Source organism: Proteus sp. CD3, assembly GCF_008808075.1.
GTDB classification, from domain to species: Bacteria; Pseudomonadota; Gammaproteobacteria; order Enterobacterales; family Enterobacteriaceae; genus Proteus; species Proteus appendicitidis.
The window spans coordinates 3,500,162-3,524,692 of record NZ_CP019686.1; the positions used below are offsets into that span (position 1 = coordinate 3,500,162).

Sequence of the window (24,531 nt, forward strand, 5' to 3'; positions counted from 1 at the left end):
AAAAATTCAGTCGAGACTTTTTCGCAAGGTAATTACTCTATCCTCACTAAATAGTCAGAAAATTAGAAAATCATGTTACTTAGTGTTCTCTATATTATTGGTATTACTGCAGAAGCCATGACGGGTGCGCTTGCTGCTGGCCGTCGTAAAATGGATGTTTTTGGCGTAATTATTATCGCCTCTGCAACAGCTATTGGTGGTGGCTCTGTCAGAGACATTTTACTCGGCCATTACCCGCTAGGTTGGGTCAAACACCCCGAATATATCGTCACTGTTGCATGTGCTGCTGTTATTACTATGTGGGTTGCCCCTATGATGAAGCACCTACAACGACTCTTTCTTATCCTAGATGCCATCGGTCTAATGGTTTTCTCTATTATCGGCGCACAAATCGCACTCGATATGGAATATGGCCCCATTATTGCTGCTATTGCCGCGGTGATTACAGGTGCTTTTGGTGGTGTATTAAGAGATATGCTTTGTAATACCATTCCTCTGGTTTTCCAAAAAGAAATTTATGCCGGTATCGCTTTTGGTGCTGCGTGGCTTTATATGGGATTACTGTTTTATACACCATTACCAAGAGACGTCATTATCATCATTACCCTAATTGCTGGGTTAACCGCTCGACTTCTCGCTATTCGTTATAAATTGGGCTTGCCTGTCTTTAATTACGAGAATCAAGATTAACGAATCGCTGTTTTAACGACAGCGGTTCTTTTTGATTCTGTGGGGTATCTCAAAATATAATCTCTTTTCGCTATCGTGATAAAAGGTAATTCCTATCACTGAGCCTTTAATTGTATGTTAATATTGACATAGTTTAATTTTTCTCTTGTTTCTATATTAAGAAAATAGAATGTAATAAGAAAAAAATAGCCCTGTATTAAACATGGGCACTGTATGTCATTCATTGTATGTGTATACTATATGGGGGATTTGTTCCCTAAACATGTATTTATACTTAATTCTCCAGTCAAATTCAGAAAGTCATCATGATCCAAGGAACACTTTATATTGTTTCCGCTCCAAGCGGTGCGGGTAAATCAAGTCTTATTCAAGCGCTGTTAAAAACACAGCCTTTATATGACACACAGGTTTCTGTCTCTCATACAACCCGCCCAATGCGACCGGGAGAGAACCATGGTGAACATTACTTCTTTGTTACTGAAGAAGAATTTAAAAGCATGATAGACAGTGGGGATTTCCTCGAACATGCTTGTGTTTTTGGTAACTATTACGGAACATCCGGCAAAGTTATCAAAGAAATCTTAGCCAGTGGTGTCGATGTCTTTTTAGATATTGACTGGCAAGGCGCACAGCAAGTGCGCAAAGCGATGCCTGAAGCTCGCAGTATTTTTATTCTGCCTCCGTCAAAAGAAGAGCTTTACCGCCGACTTCGTGGACGTGGGCAAGATAGCGAAGAAGTGATTACAAAACGTATGTCACAAGCTGTATCGGAAATGGAACATTTTAATGAGTATGATTATTTGCTGATTAATGATGATTTCAATACTGCGCTTGCTGATTTACAATCAATTATTCGCTCAGAAAAATTACGCCTTGATCGTCAAACGCTACGACATGGTGATTTAATCAGCAAATTATTGGCAGACTGAGTTAACTTTCAGTATTATGCCCAGTCATTTCGTTAATGGTGGAGTAACACAAATATGGCACGCGTAACCGTTCAAGACGCTGTAGAGAAAATTGGTAACCGTTTTGACCTCGTTCTGGTCGCAGCACGTCGTGCGCGTCAGTTACAAGTTGGCGCTAAAGATCCTTTAGTTCCAGAAGAAAATGATAAAATGACTGTTGTCGCGCTACGTGAAATCGAAGAAGGCCTGATTAACGGTAAAATTCTTGATGCTCGTGAACGTCAAGAGCAGCAAGAGCAAGAAGCAGCAGAGTTACAGGCTGTTTCAGCGATTGCGGAAGGTCGTCGTTAATCGTTTTATAAAATAGGGGTAGGTCTGCCTTGTACCTGTTTGAAAGCCTGAATCAAATCGTTCAAAAATACTTGCCATCGGAGCAAGTCGAACAACTTAAAAAAGCCTTTATCGTCGCCCGAAATGCCCACGAGGGGCAAACTCGTTCAAGTGGTGAGCCTTATATTACTCACCCTGTTGCGGTTGCGTGTATTCTTGCAGATATGCGATTAGATCACCAAACGCTGATGGCGGCGCTGTTGCATGATGTTATCGAAGATACACCTGCAACCTTCCAAGATATCGAAAGCCTCTTTGGTAGTACGGTTGCCGATCTTGTTGAAGGAGTGTCTAAACTTGATAAATTGAAGTTTAGAGACAAAAAAGAGGCTCAGGCTGAAAACTTCCGTAAGATGATTATGGCGATGGTAAAAGATATCCGCGTCATTTTGATCAAGCTGGCAGACCGAACTCACAATATGCGCACACTGGGATCATTACGCCCAGATAAACGTCGCCGTATTGCTCGCGAAACTCTCGAAATTTACAGCCCTCTTGCACACCGTTTAGGTATACACCATATCAAAACAGAGCTTGAAGAGCTGGGTTTCGAGGCGCTACATCCTAATCGCTACCGTGTAATCAAAGAAGTCGTTAAAGCAGCTCGGGGTAACCGTAAAGAGATGATTAATAAAATCCTCTCTGAAATTGAAGGTCGCCTGACAGAAGCGCATATCGAATGCAAAGTGAACGGTCGCGAAAAACACCTTTACTCTATCTATCGGAAAATGTTGTTAAAAGAGCAACGTTTTCACTCGATTATGGATATTTACGCCTTTCGCGTTATCGTGAAAGAAGTCGATACCTGTTATCGCGTTTTAGGTCAAATGCACAGTCTTTATAAGCCTCGCCCCGGTCGAGTTAAAGACTATATTGCAATCCCCAAAGCCAACGGCTATCAATCTCTTCATACCTCACTCATTGGTCCTCATGGAGTGCCCGTTGAAGTACAAATTCGTACTGAAGATATGGATCAAATGGCAGAAATGGGGGTTGCTGCACATTGGGCTTATAAAGAGCAAGGTGAACAACCGGGCACAACGGCACAAGTTAGAGCGCAACGCTGGATGCAAAGTTTACTTGAATTGCAACAAAGCGCGGGTAGCTCATTTGAATTTATTGAGAACGTAAAATCAGATCTCTTTCCTGATGAAATCTACGTTTTCACGCCAGAAGGGCGCATTGTTGAATTACCAACAGGTGCTACCCCTGTCGATTTTGCTTATGCCGTACACACAGATATCGGTCATGCCTGTGTCGGTGCAAGGGTTGATAGACAACCTTACCCACTTTCACAATCGCTACGCACAGGGCAAACCGTTGAGATTATTACTGCTCCGGGTGCAAGACCGAATGCAGCTTGGCTAAACTTTGTCGTCAGTTCAAGAGCGCGCTCTAAAATTCGACAACTGCTGAAAAACCTAAAACGTGAAGACTCTATTAATTTAGGTCGTCGTTTACTCAATCACGCATTAGGTGAGCACAAGCTTGCTGATATTTCAGCTGAAAATATTGAGCGCGAATTGAAGCGTATGAAGCTTCATTCAATCGACGACTTAATGGCTGAAATTGGTTTAGGTAATACAATGAGCGTTGTTGTTGCGCGTAATTTATTGATTGATAGTCAAAATCAAGATGAGAACGCACAAACAGACACAGCTAATGATGAAACACCTAAACTCCCAATTAAAGGTGCTGATGGCGTATTGATCTCCTTCGCCAAATGTTGTCGCCCTATTCCGGGTGATCCTATCATTGCACATATTAGCCCGGGTAAAGGTTTGGTTATTCATCATGAATCTTGTCGTAATATTCGTGGTTACCAAAAAGAGCCTGAAAAATTCATGCCTGTCGAGTGGGATAAAGAGATCAACAGCGATTTCATCACTGAAATTAAAGTTGATATGATTAACCATCAAGGCGCTTTAGCAAACTTAACCGCAGCTATTAATGATGCAAATTCAAGTATTCAAAGTATGAATACAGAAGAGAAAGATGGTCGCGTATATTGTGCTTTTATTCGCTTAACCGCGAAAGACAGAATTCAATTAGCCAATATCATGCGTAAACTTCGCATCATGCCAGACGTTCTGCGCGTTAGCCGTAATAAAAACTAGTCATGAATTCAATTCGATATGCCCGCATCTGCCAAATGATGGCGATGCGGCAGCCTGATCTTACTGTTTGCCTTGAAGAAGTGCATAAATCCCATAATGTTGCTGCAGTTATAAGAACAGCGGATGCTGTCGGTATCCCTAAAATTCATGCGATTTGGCCTGAAGAAAAAATGCGGATGTTAGTTTCCCCCGCAGCAGGAAGTAACAGTTGGGTCAATGTAGAGACTCATCCTACTATTACAAATGCCGTTAGCGCCTTTCGCGCCCAAGGTATGCAAGTTCTTGCGACTCATCTCTCAGATAAAGCAGTGGATTTCCGTGAGATTGATTACACACGCCCAACTTGTATTATTATGGGACAAGAAAAAACGGGGATCTCACAAGATGCTATCGCGCTTGCAGATCAAGATATTATTGTGCCGATGATGGGAATGGTACAATCCCTAAATGTTTCTGTCGCCAGTGCGCTAATTTTATATGAAGCACAACGCCAACGTCAGGCTGCGGGTATGTATAATCGAACAGAAAGCACCTTAACGGAAGAAGAACAACAAATTCTTCTCTTTGAAGGTGGATACCCAGTATTGGCAGAAGTTTCTCGTCGAAAAGGACTACCTCGCCCTTATATTAATGGCAGTGGTGAGATTGAAGCACCTGAGTCATGGTGGGCAGAAATGCAAATGACGCAAAAACAACTTAGGAAATTAAAAAAGACGGAGTATTGATCCCATGAAAGGAAAACTGCTTGATGCAATCCCCTTAACCACTCTTCACGGCGTAGGTGCAAGTCAGGCAGACAAGCTGGCAAAAATAGGGCTTGTGACTATTGAGGATTTGTTGCTCCACCTTCCTTTGCGTTATGAAGATCAAACGCACCTCTATGCTATCAGCGATTTGCTTCCCGGCATCCCTGCCACTGTTTCTGGCGAAATATTAAGGACTGAAGTCAGTTTTGGTCGGCGTAAAATGATGACCTGCCAAATTTCTGACGGCTCTGGCATTTTGACACTTCGCTTTTTTAACTTTACAGCCGCAATGAAAAACAACCTTGCTCAAGGTAAACAAGTCACTGCTTATGGCGAAGTTAAACGGGGAAGCCGTGGCCCAGAAATTATTCACCCTGAATACAAAATCAAGGTTGCAGGCTCGGAAGTTAAACTGCAAGAAACGCTTACTCCCATTTATTCAACAACAGAAGGCTTACGCCAAACATCACTACGTAAATTAATAGAGCAAGCGTTAGAATTACTTGATACCTGTGCTATTAACGAATTATTACCCGATCAGTTTATTCACGGTTTGCCCCCACTAGCCACCGCATTACGTACGCTGCATAATCCTCCGCCTGATATCGCTTTTGCAGAGCTTGAAAAAGGGCAGCACCCGGCACAAAAAAGGCTCATTATTGAAGAGTTACTCGCCCACAATCTAGGTATGCTCAATGCAAGAGCTGGCGCACAATCTTATCGTGCAGAGCCATTGTTTATGCCAAATACGTCAACATTACGTCAACAATTTCTCGCATCGCTCCCTTTTACACCCACAAATGCACAGCAACGTGTCGTCAATGAGATAGAAACAGATTTAGAAAAAGAGTATCCGATGATGCGATTGATCCAAGGGGATGTTGGTTCAGGTAAAACTTTAGTGGCAGCGCTAAGTGCGCTGCGTGCCATTGCTAATGGCAAGCAAGTGGCGTTAATGGCACCAACAGAATTGTTAGCAGAGCAACATGCATTAACCTTTAAAAAATGGTTGGAGCCTTTTGGCATCCAAGTGGGTTGGTTAGCAGGAAAACAGAAAGGAAAAGCGCGCGAAACACAGCAAAATGCCATTGCAAATGGTGAAGTATCAATCATTATTGGAACGCATGCTATTTTCCAAGAACAAGTTAAATTTCACTCTCTAGCCTTAGTGATTATTGATGAACAACACCGATTTGGTGTACATCAACGCCTTGCCTTATGGAAAAAGGGTGAAGAGCAAGGCTTTCATCCTCACCAATTGGTGATGACAGCAACACCGATCCCTCGAACATTAGCGATGACAGCCTACGCTGATATGGACACCTCTATCATCGACGAATTACCGCCAGGGCGTACACCTGTTACCACTGTCGCTATCCCTGATACTCGCCGTAATGACATTATTGAACGCATCAGGCTGTCTTGCACAGAAGAAAAGCGACAAGCCTATTGGGTATGTACCTTAATTGAAGATTCTGATGTTCTGGAAGCGCAAGCGGCTGAAGTTATCTATGATGAACTTACAATTGCACTGCCTGAAATCAAAGTGGGATTGGTACACGGGCGAATGAAACCCGCAGAAAAACAGGCAGTAATGGCAGCATTTAAAGAAAATGAGCTTCAACTTTTAGTTGCGACAACAGTGATTGAAGTCGGCGTTGATGTACCTAATGCAAGTTTAATGATCATCGATAACCCAGAACGACTGGGACTCGCACAGTTACACCAATTACGTGGGCGCGTAGGCCGAGGCGCTATCGCCTCTCATTGTGTCTTGTTATATAAAACACCACTTACACAAACAGCACGTTTGCGATTGCAAGTATTAAGAGATAGCAATGACGGTTTTGTGATTGCACAAAAAGATCTCGAAATCCGTGGCCCCGGTGAGCTTTTAGGCACTAAGCAAACGGGTAATGCACAATTTAAAGTCGCAGACTTGTTACGCGACCAAGGACTTATTCCTGAAGTTCAGCGTATCGCTCGTTACCTGCATCAACACTACCCTAAGCATTCTCAAGCCTTAATCGAACGCTGGCTACCCGCTAAGACACAATATAGCCAAGCTTAAGGTTACTGTTTTGTATGGCTTAGCGCGCGTTTAAACTCGCTTTGGGTTGATCTCGAAATATTCGTAAATGAAATACCACATAGAAAAACACCTCAATGCCAATATTCAACATTGAGGTGCTCTTTAACGTTTTTTGAAGCTATTTTAATTTATAGCCACCAAACTACCCTGCAACGATAGGCGTAAAAAACGGTAGCATCAGATACAGTTTAATCACTATTGCATTCACAATATCAATAAAGAATGCACCGACCATAGGTACGACTAAGAACGCAAGATGAGACGGTCCAAAACGGTCTGTTACCGCTTGCATATTCGCAATCGCCGTTGGTGTAGCACCTAAACCAAAACCACAGTGACCTGCGGCTAAAATTGCGGCATCGTAGTTTTTACCCATGACACGGAAAGTCACAAAAATTGCATACAGTGCCATTACACCCGCTTGAACACCAAGGATAACCAACATTGGTATCGCCAGTGACGCCAGCTCCCATAATTTCAAGCTCATTAATGCCATCGCTAAGAATAACGATAAACTCACGTTACCTAAGACGGACACCGCTCTATCAAAAACACGGTAGAATCCAAGCATTGAAAGGCTATTACTTAAAATAACACCAATAAACAGAACACACACAAAGGTCGGTAGTGCGAATGCTGTGCCTTCTAACAGTTGAGAAAGGAACGTACCCGCCATTAAGCAGATAGCGATCATCGCAATAGTTTCTAATAAAACCATTGAAGTGATCATTCGGCCTGTTGTCGGCTTCTCAAATGCGGTTGGCATTTCATGATCATCAGCGCCTAACCCCGGCGTTGGGATATTTTTGATTAAGTAGCGTGCAACTGGGCCACCAATCAATCCACCTAAAACTAAACCAAAAGTAGCACAAGCCATCGCTACTTCAGACGCGCTCATAAAACCGTAACTTTCGACAAAGGTTTTACCCCAAGCAGCCCCTGTACCATGACCACCCGATAATGTAATCGAGCCAGCGAGTAATCCCATTAATGGATCAAGACCTAACATTTCTGCTAATGCAATACCGACTGTGTTTTGTACTAACAACAGCCCAACAACAACAAAGATGAAAATAAAAAGCGCTTTTCCTCCCGCTTTTAAGCTTGCGAGGTTTGCGTTTAAACCAATTGTTGCAAAGAATGCCAGCATTAATGGATCTTTTAATGAGAGATCAAAACTAACTTCCCAATCCATAAAAGATTTGAATGCTAATAGAAGAACAGCAACAAGTAGCCCACCTGCAACGGGTTCTGGGATCGTATACCGTTCTAAAAAAGGAACAGATTTCACTAGCTTACGACCGATCAAAAGAACCAAAGTGGCCGCAACCAGCGTGCCATAAACATCAAGATGATACATTTATGTACCCCGTCTTATTTGTTAATTTTATATAAAAATACTACGACGCTAAGTTCATCCATAAACAACGCCAAAAGCAGGTATCCCCGATTAGAAAAAAAAACGGCGGCAAACACAAGTTAAAACATATAAAAATGTGAGCGCCTCTTATGCATTTTGATAACATCATTTTTACGCAAACGATTGCTTTTGTGGCATAGATCATTAAAATACCGTTTTTGTCGAATAAGAAATTCACACCATGGTTACTTCAGAAAATCAAAATTTGCCTAAAAATAGTGATGTTTCAATTAAAAAAAATAGCGAACTTCTTTTTGCTTTAGAAGAGAAGCCGCCATTACCACAAACACTGTTTGCTGCTTGCCAACATCTTTTAGCCATGTTTGTTGCAGTTATCACGCCTGCGATCCTCATTTGCCAAGCATTAGGATTACCTGCACACGATACTCAACGTATTATCAGCATGTCTTTATTTGCATCAGGCATTGCTTCTCTTATTCAAATTCGGGCATGGGGACCAATAGGTTCAGGATTGTTATCAATCCAAGGAACAAGCTTTAACTTTGTTGCTCCGCTCATTATGGGGGGATTAGCACTTAAAAATGGTGGAGCCGATATTCCAACAATGATGGCAGCCCTTTTTGGCACATTAATGGTTGCCTCATTAACTGAAATCATTCTTTCTCGTGTACTTCACTTAGCAAGACGAATTATTACACCGTTGGTTTCAGGTGTTGTAGTAATGATAATCGGCCTCTCTTTAATTCAAGTTGGATTAACCTCTATTGGTGGCGGTTATGCAGCCATCGAAAATAATACCTTTGGTTCACCACAAAACTTGTTATTAGCTGGCTCTGTTCTTATCGTTATTATCTTACTTAATCGACAAAAAAATCCTTATTTACGTGTTGCTTCCTTGGTCATTGCAATGGCGGTGGGTTATGTTCTTGCTTGGGCTTTAGATATGTTGCCCACGCCGGCAGAACATCAAGAAACACCGTTTATGACTATTCCTGAGCCATTTTATTATGGGCTGTCATTTGATTGGCATTTGCTTATTCCTTTAATGCTGGTGTTTATGATCACCTCACTAGAAACCATCGGGGATATTACAGCAACTTCAGATGTTTCAGAGCAACCCGTCAGCGGCCCTTTATATATGAAACGTATTAAAGGAGGTGTATTGGCTAATGGGATTAACTCCATGGTTTCGGCATTTTTCAATACCTTTCCAAACTCTTGTTTTGGTCAAAATAATGGTGTGATCCAATTAACGGGTGTTGCTAGTCGCTATGTAGGTTATGTTGTTGCCGCAATGCTCGTTATCTTAGGCTTATTTCCGTTCGTTGCAGAATTTGTGCAAAGAATTCCTGAGCCAGTATTAGGCGGAGCCACATTAGTTATGTTTGGTACAATAGCGGCATCTGGTGTACGTATTGTTTCCAAAGAAGCTCTAAACCGCCGAGCTATCATGATCCTTGCGATTTCACTTGCAGTAGGATTGGGCGTTTCACAACAACCTCAAATCTTGCAATTTGCACCGGATTGGCTAAAAACATTGCTCTCATCCGGTATTGCTGCGGGGGGTTTAACCGCCATTATTTTAAACCTGATTTTTCCACCAGAAAAATAATCATTAAGTCGTAACAGAATAATAAAGCGCTATCTTCATAATAAAAAATAGCGCTTTATTTTTACGCTAAAACAGGGTCTTTTTACACAAGCATTCCTCTTCAAATTGCGATAATTAGTATGTTTACTCATGTTATCTACAAAAGAGAGCGACTATGCCAACGCCACTTAATATTGTTAATAATAAAGCACTTCAATATCTTAAAAATCATCCATCAACTGAAAGTTATCATATAAAAACAATAGGACAATTTTTAACTTATTTAAAAGATTCTATTTTATCGTTATTTAATACAAATCATAAGTTTACATATTTAGGAAATAAGTCTATTCCTGAGTTTAACTTAGAACATATTAAAGAAGACTTAGTGACGTTTTTACAAAACCCTTGCCTTAATAATCAGCAGGATAAAGATAAAGAGGGATTTCTAACGTATCAGTTTCAATATTTACCAACGCAAGCGGGTATTCTCCCTAATTTTTACGATACTTATCATTCTGGCAGCCTTGAACCTAATGAACTCATTTCTCAACTTATTAACTATGGCAATAAGTTAATAAAAGAAGAATTAAATGATAGAGAACAACGGGATAAGAATTCTATAAACGATATATTGAGTAATATTGAAACCTATTTAAAAAAGCAAAATACTCAACCCACTATCGAATTGAGAAACAAGATATCCACTATAATAAATACATAAGCAGTTAAATAATCTTGCTTTATATAGTGACGAATACTTGAGCATCGCTTAGTTTTCAGGCATAACTGTATACTGTTTTGATGGAGTATAAAACAGGAGACGGGTTATGCGCTGGCTGATGAAAAGTTTGGTATCTCTGATACTTATCGTTATTTTATTTATTATTATAATTTACGCTTTTATTCAGACTCAGTGGGGCGCGCAAAAAACCAGTGAATGGCTGACACAATACACTGACTATGATATTCGTTTCTCCAGTATTGAACATGATCTTATGCAGCCTGAGCAAGTCATTGTTCATGATCTCCTTGTTAATCCAAAACAAAATAAAGCCACAGTATCGGCAAAATCAGCACAAATCCGGTTTAATTGGCAGTTTTTTACTACCCCTTCTCATCTGCAAAAAATTACATTAGAAAATGGCAATATTGATTTTGCAGACAAAATATCTTCAATACCGTTAAGTGCCGATATCTTACAATTTAAAAACATGGCGCTAAGCAGTCAAAAAACTGATTTTTCTTTTGATGCCAAGAAAGTAACGGGCGGGATCACACCATGGAACCCGACACCAACCGACTTAATTGGCGCGGGTCATTTCCAATTTTCTATTGCTAACGGCATGATAAATAATAATGAATTCAGTAACTTTATTATTTCAGGGCAATATCAGCCAAATAATATTCAAATAGAAAAATTAGGTACTCGCCTACTTAACGGCTCACTATCCTTGAGCGGACAATATCAAGATAATCAATGGAAATTTGATGAAGTTTATATGAATGGCTTGCGCTGGCAATCCTCGCAAACCTTTAACGAATTAATCCAATCTCTTTCTGAATATCCTCGTATTAACATAAGAGCGCTCAATATTGTTGATTTTACTGCTGAAGGAAAACAGTGGGCAATCAGTGGTTTTGATGGGCAATTTTCTCAATTTAGTTGGGATAACGCGCTTTCATTTACAACTGGTGAACTCAATACCAATGACATTGTTTTTCAAGACGAGCACTTCACTGATCTTATTGCAAAACTCAATCAGCAAAACAATCAACTTAATCTAGATAGCCTCAGTCTACGCTATGAAAAAGGCTTAATTAAACTTGCTGGTCATTGGAATAAAGACAATAAAACCATCACTATCCAAGATGCCACACTGTCAGGGCTTTTATATACGCTTCCTGAAAATTGGCTCCATTTTTTAGCTCAACCAATAGATAACAAGAGTAATATTCAAAATATCACTATCGAACAGTTATCTATCAATCAATCTATCTTGATTGATATCACACCCGAGTTCCCATTCCAATTCACCAATTTAACAGGAAAACTGCAAAATTTAGTGGTTGCAAAAGAAGGTGAATGGGGATTATGGCAAGGTTCAGCCGTATTAAATGCTGATAGTGGTACGTTAAATCGTATTGAATTACGTCGCCCTGATTTAAACATTGTCACTCAACAAGATAACGCTATTGTTGAGCAATATTCAGCATTTATTGGTGATGGCATTATTCGAGGTTCAGCCGGTTTAGTGCAATCTAGCCAACAGCGCCAATTTTCACTTATTGCTAATGGACTAAATGTACCTTTATCAACGCCTTATACATTAGGTTTAAAAACAACCTACTCTGATGAAATAGGGCAATTCACACTAAAATTAAAAGGTAATTTACGCTCCAACCCAGTGGCATCAACACTTAATGGCACATTAACGGGAAGCAAAGGTGAGCAACAAATACTCAATTCAGTAATACAAAATGGCGAGATAATTAATCACCTATAATATTGATCTTTCGCAGGAGCACGGATTGCTCCCTTTATAAAAAGCGTTACAATGCGCTAATGCCCTTTTCTTTATTGTGGAGTTTTCATGTCTGACGAAGATTTTTCCCCTGAAAAAATATCTTTAAATGTATTTCAACAATCTCCCTTAACTGCACTTGAAGATAACAGCACACTGCTTGTGTGTGATGACAACAAAACTCCGTTGTTCTATTGCCTTTCTAAAGAAGACTATGATGCATTGATTGAGCGAGTTATGGATGCCGAACTTGCAGCGATCGTACTTGAACGTCGCCAAAATAAATTAGAGGAGCTTGATTTAGACTGATTTTATCGATGCAATAATTTGTCTTAAATAGAACAAACAAAAAACACCCTTTCAGGTGTTTTTTTGTTTTTAGCGCATTTTACAGATGAAATTAACGTTTTTTCTTTTTACGACCTGGCTGAACAAAACGCTTACGGGAGTTATTTTCCGTTTCTTTAGTTTTTGTTTGAGGAATATGAATACCCAATGCTTTTGCATTACTACTGATTTGTTTTTTCGGCTTATTTTGCTTTGGTTTTGGTGGCGCTTCAGAAGTCGATTTTTCAATCGCTTCAAATAAGGTAATTAGCTCATCATCGGTCAGATCACGCCATTCGCCAACAGGTAATCCCGACAAACTCACATTCATAATACGAATACGTTCAAGCTTAGTGACTTCATAACCAAAATATTCACACATACGGCGAATTTGGCGATTTAACCCTTGAACTAAGGTAATACGAAACACCATCGGCGCTTCTTTCTTGACCTTACATTTCTTGGTTTTTTGTCCCATGATAGGAACACCCGCACCCATTCCATGAATAAATTCATCAGTGATCGGCTTATTCACTGTTACAAGGTATTCTTTTTCGTGATCATTACCTGCACGTAGGATTTTATTGACTAAATCACCGTGGTTGGTCAGAAAAATCAATCCTTGGGAATCTTTATCTAAACGCCCAATTGGGAAAATACGGGTACTGTGGTTAACATAGTCAACAATATTATCTTTTTCACCATCATCTGTGGTACTCACAATACCCACAGGCTTATTCAGCGCAATTAAAACCAGCTCAGAGTTATCGTGCGCTTCAATCAATCGACCATTGACTTTGACTTCATCGCCAGCAAATACTTGATCGCCAATACCAGCGCGTTTGCCATTAATAAGGACAAGTCCTTGCTCAATATAACGGTCAGCCTCACGACGTGAGCAGATCCCGCTTTCACTGATATATTTATTAAGACGAGTAGATAAATTGGTGTCCATGCTTCCCTCCGTAAACTGCGAAATATACATCAATTGGATAGCGATAGAAACTCTATAACACCAGCATTCAAGAATAGATTTTTTAGACTCTGTTTTTTTAATAAAAAACGCAGAAAATAGAAAAAGCAACCCAAAAGAAAATAGTGATTTCCCTTTAAGTTACTCTAAAGATAGCTAGTTGAATTAACACTGCCTATTTTGTGAAGGTAAAACAATATAAGTACCACTAAAAACAGCACCGACACCTTCATCACCACAAATATCAACATCTAGCTTAATTCGAGCCTTGCTCCCCTTCGCTAATCGCCCTAAATCACCACTTAAATTTTCCATATCGGCAACGGCAGCAGGACGCCCAGATACAGGTTTGCGATAACGAATATGTGCATCCACCAGCACAATATCACCTTGTAACTTGTGCTCTTGCATTAATAACCAAATCAATCCCCAACCTGTTAATGTTGCGAGTGAAAATTGGCTGCCGGCAAAAATAGTATGGTGAGGGTTTTGGTTTCCCGCTTCTGGGATAGTGGTATAAAAACGGGTTCCGGTATATTGAGTAATACGTAACCCCATTTTTTCACTTAAAGGAATATGTTGATGCCATTGTTTTTGTAGTTCTGCACACCAATCAGGTCGATGAAGAATATCATCTAAAGACTCAATACTTTTTTTCATAAAAAAGTGCTTAATGGGTGTCGTTTGCGGACCTGTCACTAAACCACAATTTTCATAACCTAATTTTTCAAAGAAGCTTACAGACTCTTCTCGCGCACTACACACTATTCGTTTTATACTCTCTTGGCGAGCTAGCGACTCTAGCGCCATAGCCACTAATGTGCCTAAACCTTTACCTTGTGCATCTGTACGCACCGCCATAAAGCGAATAGCGCCTTCATTGTCGGCATTAATATAGAGTCGCCCAATCGCCACGGGTTGTCCTGTTTCATCAACAACCATTTGGTGATGTGCAAAGGTGTCATAACCGTCTTTTTCAGAGCCTTCAGGTTGATGTAGAGGTTTACGAAGCATTTTCCAGCGAAAAGCATAATAGGCATCAAATTCTGCCTCTGTTTTTGGGGTTCGTAAATGGTACATATCTAAGCTCCTTTTAACACGGCTGTACGTTCGACGTTATACCTGCAGCCAAAAGGTGACTGGGCCGTCATTAGTCAGTGTGATTTGCATATCCGCGGCAAATTGACCTGTTTGTGTTTCTAAACCTTGTTGCTGACACTGTTCAATAAAGTAGTGATAGAGATTTTTCGCTAATTCTGGAGGCGCACCATTCGAAAACCCTGGACGCATTCCTTTTTGTGTTTCCGCGGCAAGTGTGAATTGAGAGACAACTAATAGACTACCACCCGCTTGTTGCACATTTAGGTTCATTTTGTCATTTTCATCACTAAATATGCGATAACCACAGACTTTTTCACATAATCTTTTAGCTTTCTGTTCGTTGTCGTCTTTCTCTACACCTAATAAAACCAATAAACCTTGATTAATAGCGCCGACAGTTTCACCAGCAATATCGACTTTTGCCTGTGTCACTCGTTGAATTAACGCGATCATATTCTCTCCAAAATAAATCAATAAAAAAGGATAACAAATTCAATCTATTGTTATCCTTACAATAGCATTATTCTTCTACTGGGAGAGAAAAATCATAATCTTTGAAGTAGTCAATGACAGTCTGTTTATCAATGACATGTACACCCTTCATACCCACAGCAATAGCTGCATCAACATTGGCTTTTACATCATCAAAAAAAACAGCATCTTGTGCTTCAACATCTTCAGATTCTAAAACATACTTAAAGAGTTCAGGATCAGGTTTTCTCATGCCAAGATCTTGCGACAGGTAGAGAAAATCAGCAGAGGCTGCAATTTCAGGATAGTGTTCTGGCCAGTAATCTTGGTGTAAACGGTTAGTATTTGATAACACTACAACCCGATGTCCTTGTTCTCTTAGTTTATTCATTATATCAATGACTTCAGGTCGTACTGCGATAAAAATAGCCTGCCATCCTTCAGCGAATTGCTCAAAGCTTAAGCTCATGCCAAGTTCTGAGTTAATTTCTTCAGCAAATTCGATATCTGTAATATTACCGCGCTCATGTAATTTAAAAACTTCGCCTGCTGTGAAATCCTTTTTTAGGCTCGCTAATGGAACACCACTCAGCTTACTCCATACTGCAAATACTCGGTTAAAATCGATATCAATAATCACATTACCCATATCAAAGATATAAAGCATAAATCCTCTCCATAATAGAAAACTCATTTTACTTTAATCATAAATCGCTTTACTGAACAGGCTTAAACGTCAAAAAAGTACAATAATCACACTTAATTTTTTTGTAAAACAGAAAACCAGCAGAGAGGGAGAAGCAAAATGAGAAAAAAGGGGTTTAACTTTAAGATGTCGTTCACTGAAAGATAGGAAGGAAGCGAAAAACTTATGCGGTGGCAAATTTTCCACCGCATTCGTCTTATATAGTACTACTGTCTTATAGCATGACTAATTAGTAGTACCAGATACTCTAAATAATTTAAGTTACAGGTAGGCGACAATAAAGATAGACGGGAAACATAGATAAACTATGTGACTCGACTAATTGAACCTAGTCAACACCTCTGTCACTTGAAGTATGACGAGTATAAACTCAGGGCGCTAAACGCGCCCTAAGAATTATGTTATCAGAATAACGAATTAGTCTTTGCTACGGTAAGCACGACGACGATCGTTTTCTGACAGATAACGCTTACGCAGACGAATAGACTGCGGAGTAACTTCAACTAACTCATCGTCATCAATAAATTCTAATGCTTGTTCTAATGTTTGTTTCAGGTGTGGAGTCAGCGTTGTCGCCTCATCTGTACCAGAAGCACGCATGTTAGTCAGCTTTTTACCCGTTAAACAGTTTACTGTTAAGTCATTAGAGCGAGTATGAATACCAATCACTTGGCCTTCGTAAACTTCTGCACCATGAGTCACAAATAATTTACCGCGGTCTTGTAAGCTATACAGTGCGTAAGCAACGGCTTTACCTTGGCCATTAGAGATCATAACACCGTTATTACGGCGACCGATTTCACCTGGACGAACATCATCATAGTGACTGAATGTTGCATACAGTAAACCAGTACCTGATGTCATAGTCATAAATTCAGTACGGAAACCAATCAGACCACGGCTAGGAATAATGTAGTCTAAACGTACACGTCCTTTACCATCTGGTTGCATATCACGCATTTCACCTTTACGCTCACCCATCGCTTGCATCACATCACCTTGGTGCTGTTCTTCAATATCGATAGTGACTTGTTCGAAAGGCTCTTGTTTACGACCGTCAATGTCACGGAAGATAACTTTAGGACGAGATACACCTAATTCGTAACCTTCACGACGCATATTTTCAATCAGAACTGACAGGTGAAGCTCACCACGACCTGATACACGGAATGCATCTGGATCTTCAGTTTCTTCTACACGTAATGCTACGTTATGGACTAACTCTTTTTTCAGACGATCTAAAATCTGACGAGAAGTCACAAACTTACCTTCACGACCACAGAAAGGTGAAGTATTAACACAGAAATACATGCTAACAGTTGGTTCATCAACGGCTAATGCAGGTAATGCTTCAACAGCACCTGTTTCGCAGATCGTGTCAGAAATATTCAGTTCGCCTAAGCCTGTGATTGCGATGATATCGCCAGCTTCTGCAACTTCAACTTCGATACGTTCTAAGCCTAAGTGACCTAACACTTTACCGACTTTACCGTTACGAGTTTTACCTTCGCTATCGATGATAGTCACTTGCTGGTTAGGTTTAACCTTACCGCGCTTGATACGACCGATACCGATAACACCTAGGTAGTTGTTGTAGTCCAACTGAGAAATTTGCATCTGGAATGTGCCTTCCAGATCAACTTTTGGTGGCTCTACATATTTGACAATAGCTTCATATAACGGAGTCATATCTTCAGCCATGTCATTATAATCTGTTCCCGCAATACCGTTTAATGCAGATGCATAGATAATTGGGAAATCAAGTTGTTCGTCAGTTGCACCTAAGTTTACGAACAGGTCAAATACCTGATCAACAACCCAGTCTGGACGCGCACCAGGGCGGTCAACTTTATTGATAACAACAATTGGTTTTAAGTTGTTAGCAAACGCTTTTTGTGTCACAAAACGAGTTTGTGGCATTGGGCCATCCATCGCGTCAACCAGCAATAGAACGCTGTCTACCATAGACATAACGCGTTCTACCTCACCACCGAAGTCGGCGTGTCCTGGGGTATCTACGATATTGATACGATAGTCATTCCATTTAATCGCTGTATTTTTCGCAAGAATAGTAATTCCGCGCTCTCTTTCGAGATCATTTGAGTCCATCACGCGCTCAGCAACGGTTTCACGTTCGCCGAACGTACCAGATTGCTGTAGTAATTTATCGACGATAGTTGTTTTACCATGGTCAACGTGGGCGATGATGGCGATATTACGCAAGTTTTCGATCACAAAATTTGCCTCAGGCATTGTAGAAATAAGCGCAGTATTGTACACGCTTTAGACGAGAGACTAAACAAGATCACAATAATGATTGCTTAACAATATGCAATTAATTGAATTGTGATCCTTTTCACGCCTCAGAATTTAGTAGCATCCGTTCGATTGCACCAAAACAGTGCAACTAATTAGGCTTAATTTGCACCAACTTTGTGCAATAATTAAAAAATCACAGGAGATATTCTACACTAAACTTCATCAATACAGTATATATCCCTTTTTAGATAAGTTGGCATGCTTTTCGCAATAGAATTTAGGTGAGCAAAAAATTCACCGAAAAAATGTGTAAGGCCACTGCACTCAATAAAACCATTCGCCAGGAGAGTTCCTATGTCCCTTGAACATGTATTATCCATGATTGAAGAACATAAAGTTAGATATATTGACTTACGTTTCACTGATACCCGCGGTAAAGAACAACATCTTACTATTCCGGCTCATCAGGTTAACGATGATTTCTTTGAAGAAGGAAAAATGTTCGATGGTTCTTCTATTGGTGGCTGGAAAGGCATTAACGAATCAGACATGGTGCTGATGCCAGATGCAACAACGGCAATGCTTGACCCATTTTTCCAAGATCCAACCCTGATTATTCGTTGTGACGTTTTAGAACCAGGCACAATGCAAGGTTATGATCGCGACCCACGCTCTATCTCAAAACGTGCTGAAGACTATTTAAAATCAAGTGGTATCGCAGACACAGTATTGTTTGGGCCAGAGCCAGAGTTCTTCCTATTTGATGATATTCGTTTCAAAAACGATATTTCTGGCGCATCTTACGCTATCAACGATATTGAAGCGGCATGGAACACCAATACCAAATATGAAGACGGCAACAAAGGTCACCGTCCAATGGTTAAAGGTGGTTACTTCCCACTGCCACCCGTCGATTCATCACAAGATATTCGTTCTACCATGTGTAATATCATGGAAGAAATGGGCTTAGTTGTTGAAGCTCATCACCATGAAGTCGCAACTGCGGGTCAAAATGAAGTGGCTACTCGCTTTAATACCATGACCAAAAAAGCAGATGAAACCCAAATTTATAAATACGTGGTACAAAACGTGGCTCACGTATTTGGTAAAACAGCGACCTTTATGCCAAAACCATTAGTTGGTGATAACGGTTCAGGTATGCACTGCCATATGTCACTGTCTAAAAACGGCGTAAACCTATTTGCCGGTGATAAATACGGCGGATTATCTGAAATGGCGCTGTATTACATCGGCGGTATTATCAAACACGCTCGTGCATTAAATGCGTTTACTAACCCAACCACTAACTCTTACAAACGTTTAGTTCCGGGTTTTGAAGCCCCTGTTATGTTGGCTTACTCAGCACGTAACCGCTCTGCGTCAATTCGTATTCCTGTGGTTGCCAGCATGAAAGCACGTCGTATTGAAGTCCGTTTCCCAGATCCTTTAGCAAACCCTTATTTAGCGTTTGCGGCTCAGTTGATGGCGGGTCTTGATGGCATTATCAACAAAATTCACCCTGGTGATGCTATGGATAAAAACCTCTATGACTTGCCACCTGAAGAAGCGAAAGAGATCCCAACTGTCGCAGGTTCATTAGAAGAAGCATTAAATACATTAAATGCAGATCGTGAATTCTTAACCCGCGGTGGTGTATTTACTGATGATGCTATTGATGCTTATTTAGAATTATTACGTGCTGATGTTCAACGTGTACGTATGGCTCCGCATCCTCTTGAATTTGAAATGTATTACAGTGCTTAAGACTATTTTTACAGATAAATATTTAAGCCTTGATGTAAAACTGTTTTTTTTGCCGTGAAGCTATTTTGCCCATCTTCGGATGGGCACTTTTCTCCCATTTAAGGAGTCAGTCTTTTCACTTACGCATTGGTTCATTCATGTAATAAAGGTAAGATGCACTAAAATGGTGCAATGGGGTATTCAATATGGAAACGGCAGACTTACCTGACAACACATTAATTTTAGACTCATTGATACATTCAGTATTGGTTATCAACAAAGAGTTTATTATTTGCTACGCAAATCATTCTGCGTTACAGGTTTTAGCACAAAGCCGTCGAAAATTATTTGAAACGCCTTTCACTGCCCTTTTCAGCTATTACTCTTTTGATGCTGATTTAATGCGTGAAACATTAGCGAATGGACAAAGCTTTACCGACAATGAAGTGATATTGGTTGTAAATAACCAATCACACACAATGTCGCTCAGTGCCCAACCTATTTCCGAGCAACACATTTTGCTGGAGCTGGCGCCTATGGATAGTCAACGCCGGTTAAGCCAAGAGCAGATACAACAAGCACAGCAAATGGCAGCAAGGGAATTGGTTAGGGGGCTGGCACATGAAATTAAAAATCCGTTGGGGGGATTACGAGGCGCGGCTCAATTGCTAGCCAAATCCTTACCAGATCCAGCTTTAACGGAATATACGCAAGTTATTATTGAACAAGCTGATCGCCTACGTGTATTGGTGGACAGATTACTCGGCCCCCAACATCCAGGGACAAAAACCCACCAGAGTATTCACCATGTTGTTGAACGCGTTGCTCAGCTTATTTCCCTTGAATGCCCTGAAAATGTCACTTTACTAAAAGATTACGATCCCAGTTTACCTGAGTTATCACATTACCCAGATCAAATAGAACAAGTACTGCTAAATATTACACGCAATGCCTTACAAGCCGTTGAAAAAAACGGCGGAACCATTATTTTGCGTACCCGTACGGCTTTTCAGGTCACGCTTCATGGTGAGCGCCACAAACTTGTTGCCCGTATAGATGTGATTGATACCGGTGATGGTATTCCTCCTCATCTACAAGATACGCTTTTTTACCCCATGGTGAGTGGTAGAGAAGGCGGTAATGGATTGGGGCTTTCTATTGCGCGTAATTTAGTGGATCAACATGCAGGCAAAATTGAGTTTACCAGTTGGCCTGGAAATACTGAGTTTTCTATTTATTTACCAATTAAGTAGGAGATAACCAATGCAAAAAGGAAATGTATGGGTTGTTGATGATGACAGCTCTATTCGCTGGGTACTTGAACGTGCCATTTCTCGTGAAGGCATGTCTTGTAAAGCCTTTGAGCATGCGAATGATGTGCTTAATGCACTCAATACAGAAATACCTGATGTGTTGTTATCAGACATTCGTATGCCTGATATGGATGGTTTATCTCTTTTAAAAATAATTAAAGAACAATACCCAACTCTGCCCGTTATTATTATGACGGCACATTCTGATCTCGATGCTGCCGTTAATGCCTATCAACAAGGGGCATTTGATTACTTACCAAAGCCGTTCGATATCGACGAAACATTGGCATTAATTGATCGCGCCATTACGCATTATCGCGAACAAAAACAACCCAATACCGATGAAACCTTGCTGCAATCAGTGACAGATATGATTGGCGAAGCACCTGCAATGCAAGAGGTTTACCGTATTATTGGTCGGCTTTCTCGCTCCTCAATTAGTGTACTTATTAATGGGGAATCGGGTACAGGAAAAGAGTTAGTGGCACATGCATTACATCGCCATAGCCCAAGAGCGTCCTCTCCTTTTATCGCGCTAAATATGGCGGCAATTCCTAAAGACTTGATTGAATCAGAGCTTTTTGGTCATGAAAAGGGGGCATTTACAGGCGCCTCTCAAGTACGCCAAGGTCGATTTGAACAAGCGAATGGCGGTTCACTGTTTCTTGATGAAATTGGTGATATGCCTCTTGATATTCAAACACGTTTACTGCGAGTTCTGGCTGAAGGACAATTTTATCGTGTAGGCGGTTATGCCCCTGTAAAAGTCGATGTGCGTATTATCGCCGCAACTCATCAGGACTTAGAAAAGCGAGTTCAGGCCGGTGATTTTCGTGAAGATCTCTATCATCGTCTCAATGTCATACGCATTCAGTTGCCGCCATTACGCGATAGAACTGAAGATATTCCCAGTTTAGCGCGCTATTTTCTGCAAAAAACAGCAAAAGAATTGGGCGTCGAAGCCAAAGTTCTTCATCAGCAAAGTTTACAAATAATGATGGAATATAGCTGGTCAGGTAACGTCAGACAATTAGAGAATGTGTGTCGCTGGTTAACGGTAATGACGGCAAGCCAAGAGATTATGCCTCAAGATTTACCACAAGAAATTCGCCAGCCTGATGAGAAAGCCAAAAATATCAATCGAATTGCTTCTTCTCAACATTGGTCACAACATCTTTCATTATGGGCAGATGAAACATTAGGTGAAGGGAAAGAAAATATCTTAGCAGATGCGCTGCCTCAATTTGAACGCACACTATTACTCAGTGCCTTGGCATATACGCAAGGGCATAAACAAGATGCAGCAAGATTATTAGGTTGGGGAAGAAATACATTAACCCGCAAATTAAAAGAGTTAGGGATAGAGGAATATTGATCCCCTAACCCTTCATCAATTAAATAACACGCGAGAATTGACGTTGGCGCATTTGATTTCGTAAATAGGTATCGAAACACATACAAATATTACGAATAAGCAAACGTCCTCGTGGTGTAACTTGAATGCCGTCTACTGTTATTTCAACTAAACCGTCATCCTTCATTGGCATAAGTAATTCTAAATCTTCTTTAAAATGGTCATGGAAGACAATATTGTGCATTTTTTCAATATCAGAAAAACGCAGACTAAAATTACAAATTAAGGTTTTAATTACATCACGGCGAATACAATCATCATTAGTCAGAGATAAACCGCGCCATAGCGCATTTCCTTCACGATTAACTCGCGCATAATACTCTTTCAATACTTTTTCATTCTGCGCATAGTTATCACCTAACATACTTATTGCAGAAACTCCCATGCCTAATAAATCACACTCTTCATGAGTGGTATAGCCTTGGAAATTACGGTGCAAAATACCTTTACGTTGGGCAACCGCTAATTCATCATCCGGTTTAGCAAAGTGATCCATACCAATAAACTGATAGCCGTTTGTTGTCAGCGTAGAAATTGTCTCTTGTAATATTTCTAATTTTTCTTCTGCTAAAGGGAGATCTTCATCTTTAATTTTACGCTGAGCCGCGAATAAATTAGGTAAGTGCGCATAATTGAAAACACTCAATCTATCTGGTGATAGCTCAATAACACGTTTTAATGTAAAGGCAAAACTCTCTTTGGTCTGCTTAGGTAAGCCATAAATTAAGTCAATGCTGGTGGAGTGAAAACCCACTTCACGCGCACGCTCTACCAATGCAAAAATAAATGCTTCATCTTGCTCACGATTTACTTTTTGTTGCACTTCTTTATTGAAATCTTGCACCCCCATACTCAGGCGATTAAATCCTTCATGACGTAGATGGTCGATAACATCTAGCTCAATTTCACGAGGATCAATCTCAATAGAGAGTTCTGCATTATCAACAAAATGAAAATGGTGGCGTAATAGCGAAACCAATCGGCTAATTTGTTGTTTATCCAGAAAAGTCGGTGTCCCCCCGCCCCAATGCATTTGAGTCACTTTTCTGTCTTTAAAATAGCGCGCTCTGTTAATAATTTCTTTTTCTAAAACATCAAGATATTCATCTGCTTTATGTTTATGGCGAGTAATAATTTTATTACAGCCGCAGAAATAGCACAGCTTATGGCAGAAAGGAATATGAATATAAAGCGATAAAGGGCGCTCAAGATAGCGTTGAGTCGCTTTGATAAAATCATCATCGCCATATTGCTGATTAAATTCTAATGCTGTTGGGTATGATGTATAGCGAGGACCTGAATAGTTATACTTATGGATCAGGTCAAGATCCCAAATAATTGTTTGTTCTGACATGCCTCTACCTTCCAAAAGTGAACCGCTGATATCTCATACCAGCAAACAGACATTATGAATATCTGAAAGAATAGTGTAACCAATAAATCAGGAACTGAATATGATCGAAAGAGGTATCGTGTGGATCCCTCTCTTCTTATTGATAGGCGATAACACTCAAATATATGACGTGATGTAAATCACATTATGTAAAAATAGTCTTACCCATTAAAGATATTCATGAATAAATTAAGTTTATTCAATATGTTAGTAGTGTTAATTTATCGTGGAATATCAGAATAAAACTTTTACACCGAGTTTAAAACGATATATTACTCAAAATACGATTTAAATTAATTAAATATCTCGTTATATTAGTTTTATTATTCTTTTATTCCCTCTTAATTCGATGATTCTAATAATAGTAACAATTATATCTTTACCTAAATTA

General features: G+C 40.1%; 20 protein-coding genes. 13 read left to right on the forward strand and 7 right to left on the reverse strand.

Annotated elements, in window-relative coordinates:
- Positions 1-72 precede the first annotated feature (72 nt).
- The 6 genes from BTA34_RS15600 (at position 73) to recG (ending at position 6,922) form a co-directional block, all read left to right on the forward strand.
- Positions 73-690, forward strand: a complete 618-nt coding sequence (locus tag BTA34_RS15600; RefSeq protein WP_006534609.1) for a trimeric intracellular cation channel family protein — start codon at positions 73-75, stop codon at positions 688-690.
- Between the two features lie 305 nt (positions 691-995).
- Positions 996-1,619 (forward strand): guanylate kinase, encoded by a 624-nt coding sequence (gene gmk, locus BTA34_RS15605; RefSeq protein ID WP_023583250.1) that lies wholly within the window; start codon positions 996-998, stop codon positions 1,617-1,619.
- Positions 1,620-1,673: 54 nt separating this feature from the next.
- On the forward strand, positions 1,674-1,949 hold the full coding sequence (gene rpoZ / locus BTA34_RS15610; RefSeq protein ID WP_006534607.1) for a DNA-directed RNA polymerase subunit omega: 276 nt from the start codon (positions 1,674-1,676) through the stop codon (positions 1,947-1,949).
- Positions 1,950-1,978: 29 nt separating this feature from the next.
- Positions 1,979-4,105: a bifunctional GTP diphosphokinase/guanosine-3',5'-bis pyrophosphate 3'-pyrophosphohydrolase gene (gene spoT / locus BTA34_RS15615; protein WP_151436337.1), complete on the forward strand. Its 2,127-nt coding sequence runs from the start codon at positions 1,979-1,981 to the stop codon at positions 4,103-4,105.
- A gap of 2 nt (positions 4,106-4,107) precedes the next feature.
- Positions 4,108-4,830 carry a tRNA (guanosine(18)-2'-O)-methyltransferase TrmH gene (gene trmH, locus BTA34_RS15620; protein WP_099075992.1) on the forward strand — a complete coding sequence of 241 codons (723 nt, stop codon included), beginning with the start codon at positions 4,108-4,110 and terminating at the stop codon, positions 4,828-4,830.
- 4 nt (positions 4,831-4,834) lie between these two features.
- Positions 4,835-6,922 (forward strand): ATP-dependent DNA helicase RecG, encoded by a 2,088-nt coding sequence (recG, locus tag BTA34_RS15625; protein ID WP_151436338.1) that lies wholly within the window; start codon positions 4,835-4,837, stop codon positions 6,920-6,922.
- A gap of 163 nt (positions 6,923-7,085) precedes the next feature.
- Here the strand turns inward: recG and gltS are convergent, their stop codons facing one another.
- Positions 7,086-8,303: a sodium/glutamate symporter gene (gene gltS / locus BTA34_RS15630; protein ID WP_151436339.1), complete on the reverse strand. Its 1,218-nt coding sequence runs from the start codon at positions 8,301-8,303 to the stop codon at positions 7,086-7,088.
- Between the two features lie 241 nt (positions 8,304-8,544).
- Here gltS and BTA34_RS15635 point away from each other — a divergent pair, with 241 nt between their 5' ends.
- The 4 genes from BTA34_RS15635 (at position 8,545) to BTA34_RS15650 (ending at position 12,749) form a co-directional block, all read left to right on the forward strand.
- A complete protein-coding gene (locus BTA34_RS15635) occupies positions 8,545-9,936 on the forward strand; it encodes a uracil-xanthine permease family protein (protein WP_099075995.1) in 1,392 nt (463 codons plus the stop codon).
- A gap of 154 nt (positions 9,937-10,090) precedes the next feature.
- Positions 10,091-10,639 (forward strand): hypothetical protein, encoded by a 549-nt coding sequence (locus tag BTA34_RS15640; RefSeq protein WP_151436340.1) that lies wholly within the window; start codon positions 10,091-10,093, stop codon positions 10,637-10,639.
- A 106-nt stretch (positions 10,640-10,745) separates the two neighbouring features.
- A complete protein-coding gene (locus tag BTA34_RS15645; RefSeq protein ID WP_151436341.1) occupies positions 10,746-12,422 on the forward strand; it encodes an AsmA family protein in 1,677 nt (558 codons plus the stop codon).
- 87 nt (positions 12,423-12,509) lie between these two features.
- Positions 12,510-12,749, forward strand: a complete 240-nt coding sequence (locus tag BTA34_RS15650; RefSeq protein ID WP_151436342.1) for a hypothetical protein — start codon at positions 12,510-12,512, stop codon at positions 12,747-12,749.
- Between the two features lie 91 nt (positions 12,750-12,840).
- On the opposite strand, the gene rluF is transcribed toward BTA34_RS15650, so the two are convergent.
- The 5 genes from rluF to typA form a co-directional block, all read right to left on the reverse strand.
- On the reverse strand, positions 12,841-13,722 hold the full coding sequence (gene rluF / locus BTA34_RS15655; protein WP_151436343.1) for a 23S rRNA pseudouridine(2604) synthase RluF: 882 nt from the start codon (positions 13,720-13,722) through the stop codon (positions 12,841-12,843).
- A 183-nt stretch (positions 13,723-13,905) separates the two neighbouring features.
- Positions 13,906-14,820 (reverse strand): fatty acid biosynthesis protein FabY, encoded by a 915-nt coding sequence (fabY, locus tag BTA34_RS15660; RefSeq protein ID WP_151436344.1) that lies wholly within the window; start codon positions 14,818-14,820, stop codon positions 13,906-13,908.
- Between the two features lie 36 nt (positions 14,821-14,856).
- The gene (dtd, locus tag BTA34_RS15665; protein ID WP_072064855.1) at positions 14,857-15,294 is read right to left on the reverse strand and encodes a D-aminoacyl-tRNA deacylase; all 438 of its coding nucleotides are present in this window, start codon (positions 15,292-15,294) and stop codon (positions 14,857-14,859) included.
- Positions 15,295-15,361: 67 nt separating this feature from the next.
- Positions 15,362-15,979: a glucose-1-phosphatase gene (gene yihX, locus BTA34_RS15670; protein WP_151436345.1), complete on the reverse strand. Its 618-nt coding sequence runs from the start codon at positions 15,977-15,979 to the stop codon at positions 15,362-15,364.
- A 456-nt stretch (positions 15,980-16,435) separates the two neighbouring features.
- Complete coding sequence (gene typA / locus BTA34_RS15675; RefSeq protein ID WP_099076001.1) at positions 16,436-18,271, reverse strand: ribosome-dependent GTPase TypA; 1,836 nt, start codon at positions 18,269-18,271, stop codon at positions 16,436-16,438.
- 360 nt (positions 18,272-18,631) lie between these two features.
- On the opposite strand from typA, the gene glnA reads away from it, so the two are divergent.
- The 3 genes from glnA to glnG all read left to right on the forward strand — a co-directional run bounded on the left by glnA (position 18,632) and on the right by glnG (position 22,708).
- The gene (glnA, locus tag BTA34_RS15680) at positions 18,632-20,041 is read left to right on the forward strand and encodes a glutamate--ammonia ligase (protein ID WP_088494326.1); all 1,410 of its coding nucleotides are present in this window, start codon (positions 18,632-18,634) and stop codon (positions 20,039-20,041) included.
- A 185-nt stretch (positions 20,042-20,226) separates the two neighbouring features.
- Positions 20,227-21,273: a nitrogen regulation protein NR(II) gene (gene glnL, locus BTA34_RS15685; RefSeq protein WP_151436346.1), complete on the forward strand. Its 1,047-nt coding sequence runs from the start codon at positions 20,227-20,229 to the stop codon at positions 21,271-21,273.
- 10 nt (positions 21,274-21,283) lie between these two features.
- Positions 21,284-22,708 carry a nitrogen regulation protein NR(I) gene (glnG, locus tag BTA34_RS15690; RefSeq protein ID WP_151436347.1) on the forward strand — a complete coding sequence of 475 codons (1,425 nt, stop codon included), beginning with the start codon at positions 21,284-21,286 and terminating at the stop codon, positions 22,706-22,708.
- A gap of 19 nt (positions 22,709-22,727) precedes the next feature.
- Here glnG and hemN read toward each other — a convergent pair whose 3' ends face one another.
- Positions 22,728-24,101, reverse strand: a complete 1,374-nt coding sequence (gene hemN, locus BTA34_RS15695) for an oxygen-independent coproporphyrinogen III oxidase (protein ID WP_151436348.1) — start codon at positions 24,099-24,101, stop codon at positions 22,728-22,730.
- Positions 24,102-24,531: the final 430 nt, after the last annotated feature.

Coding starts and splice junctions, on each gene's coding strand:
- glnG (WP_151436347.1), top strand. CDS start 21,284: ATGCAAAAAGGAAATGTATGGGTTGTTGATGATGACAGCTCTATTCGC.
- fabY (WP_151436344.1), bottom strand. CDS start 14,820: ATGTACCATTTACGAACCCCAAAAACAGAGGCAGAATTTGATGCCTAT.
- recG (WP_151436338.1), top strand. CDS start 4,835: ATGAAAGGAAAACTGCTTGATGCAATCCCCTTAACCACTCTTCACGGC.
- glnL (WP_151436346.1), top strand. CDS start 20,227: ATGGAAACGGCAGACTTACCTGACAACACATTAATTTTAGACTCATTG.
- rpoZ (WP_006534607.1), top strand. CDS start 1,674: ATGGCACGCGTAACCGTTCAAGACGCTGTAGAGAAAATTGGTAACCGT.
- typA (WP_099076001.1), bottom strand. CDS start 18,271: ATGCCTGAGGCAAATTTTGTGATCGAAAACTTGCGTAATATCGCCATC.
- gmk (WP_023583250.1), top strand. CDS start 996: ATGATCCAAGGAACACTTTATATTGTTTCCGCTCCAAGCGGTGCGGGT.
- hemN (WP_151436348.1), bottom strand. CDS start 24,101: ATGTCAGAACAAACAATTATTTGGGATCTTGACCTGATCCATAAGTAT.
- BTA34_RS15635 (WP_099075995.1), top strand. CDS start 8,545: ATGGTTACTTCAGAAAATCAAAATTTGCCTAAAAATAGTGATGTTTCA.
- BTA34_RS15645 (WP_151436341.1), top strand. CDS start 10,746: ATGCGCTGGCTGATGAAAAGTTTGGTATCTCTGATACTTATCGTTATT.
- dtd (WP_072064855.1), bottom strand. CDS start 15,294: ATGATCGCGTTAATTCAACGAGTGACACAGGCAAAAGTCGATATTGCT.
- yihX (WP_151436345.1), bottom strand. CDS start 15,979: ATGCTTTATATCTTTGATATGGGTAATGTGATTATTGATATCGATTTT.
- BTA34_RS15650 (WP_151436342.1), top strand. CDS start 12,510: ATGTCTGACGAAGATTTTTCCCCTGAAAAAATATCTTTAAATGTATTT.
- trmH (WP_099075992.1), top strand. CDS start 4,108: ATGAATTCAATTCGATATGCCCGCATCTGCCAAATGATGGCGATGCGG.
- rluF (WP_151436343.1), bottom strand. CDS start 13,722: ATGGACACCAATTTATCTACTCGTCTTAATAAATATATCAGTGAAAGC.
- BTA34_RS15600 (WP_006534609.1), top strand. CDS start 73: ATGTTACTTAGTGTTCTCTATATTATTGGTATTACTGCAGAAGCCATG.
- BTA34_RS15640 (WP_151436340.1), top strand. CDS start 10,091: ATGCCAACGCCACTTAATATTGTTAATAATAAAGCACTTCAATATCTT.
- gltS (WP_151436339.1), bottom strand. CDS start 8,303: ATGTATCATCTTGATGTTTATGGCACGCTGGTTGCGGCCACTTTGGTT.
- glnA (WP_088494326.1), top strand. CDS start 18,632: ATGTCCCTTGAACATGTATTATCCATGATTGAAGAACATAAAGTTAGA.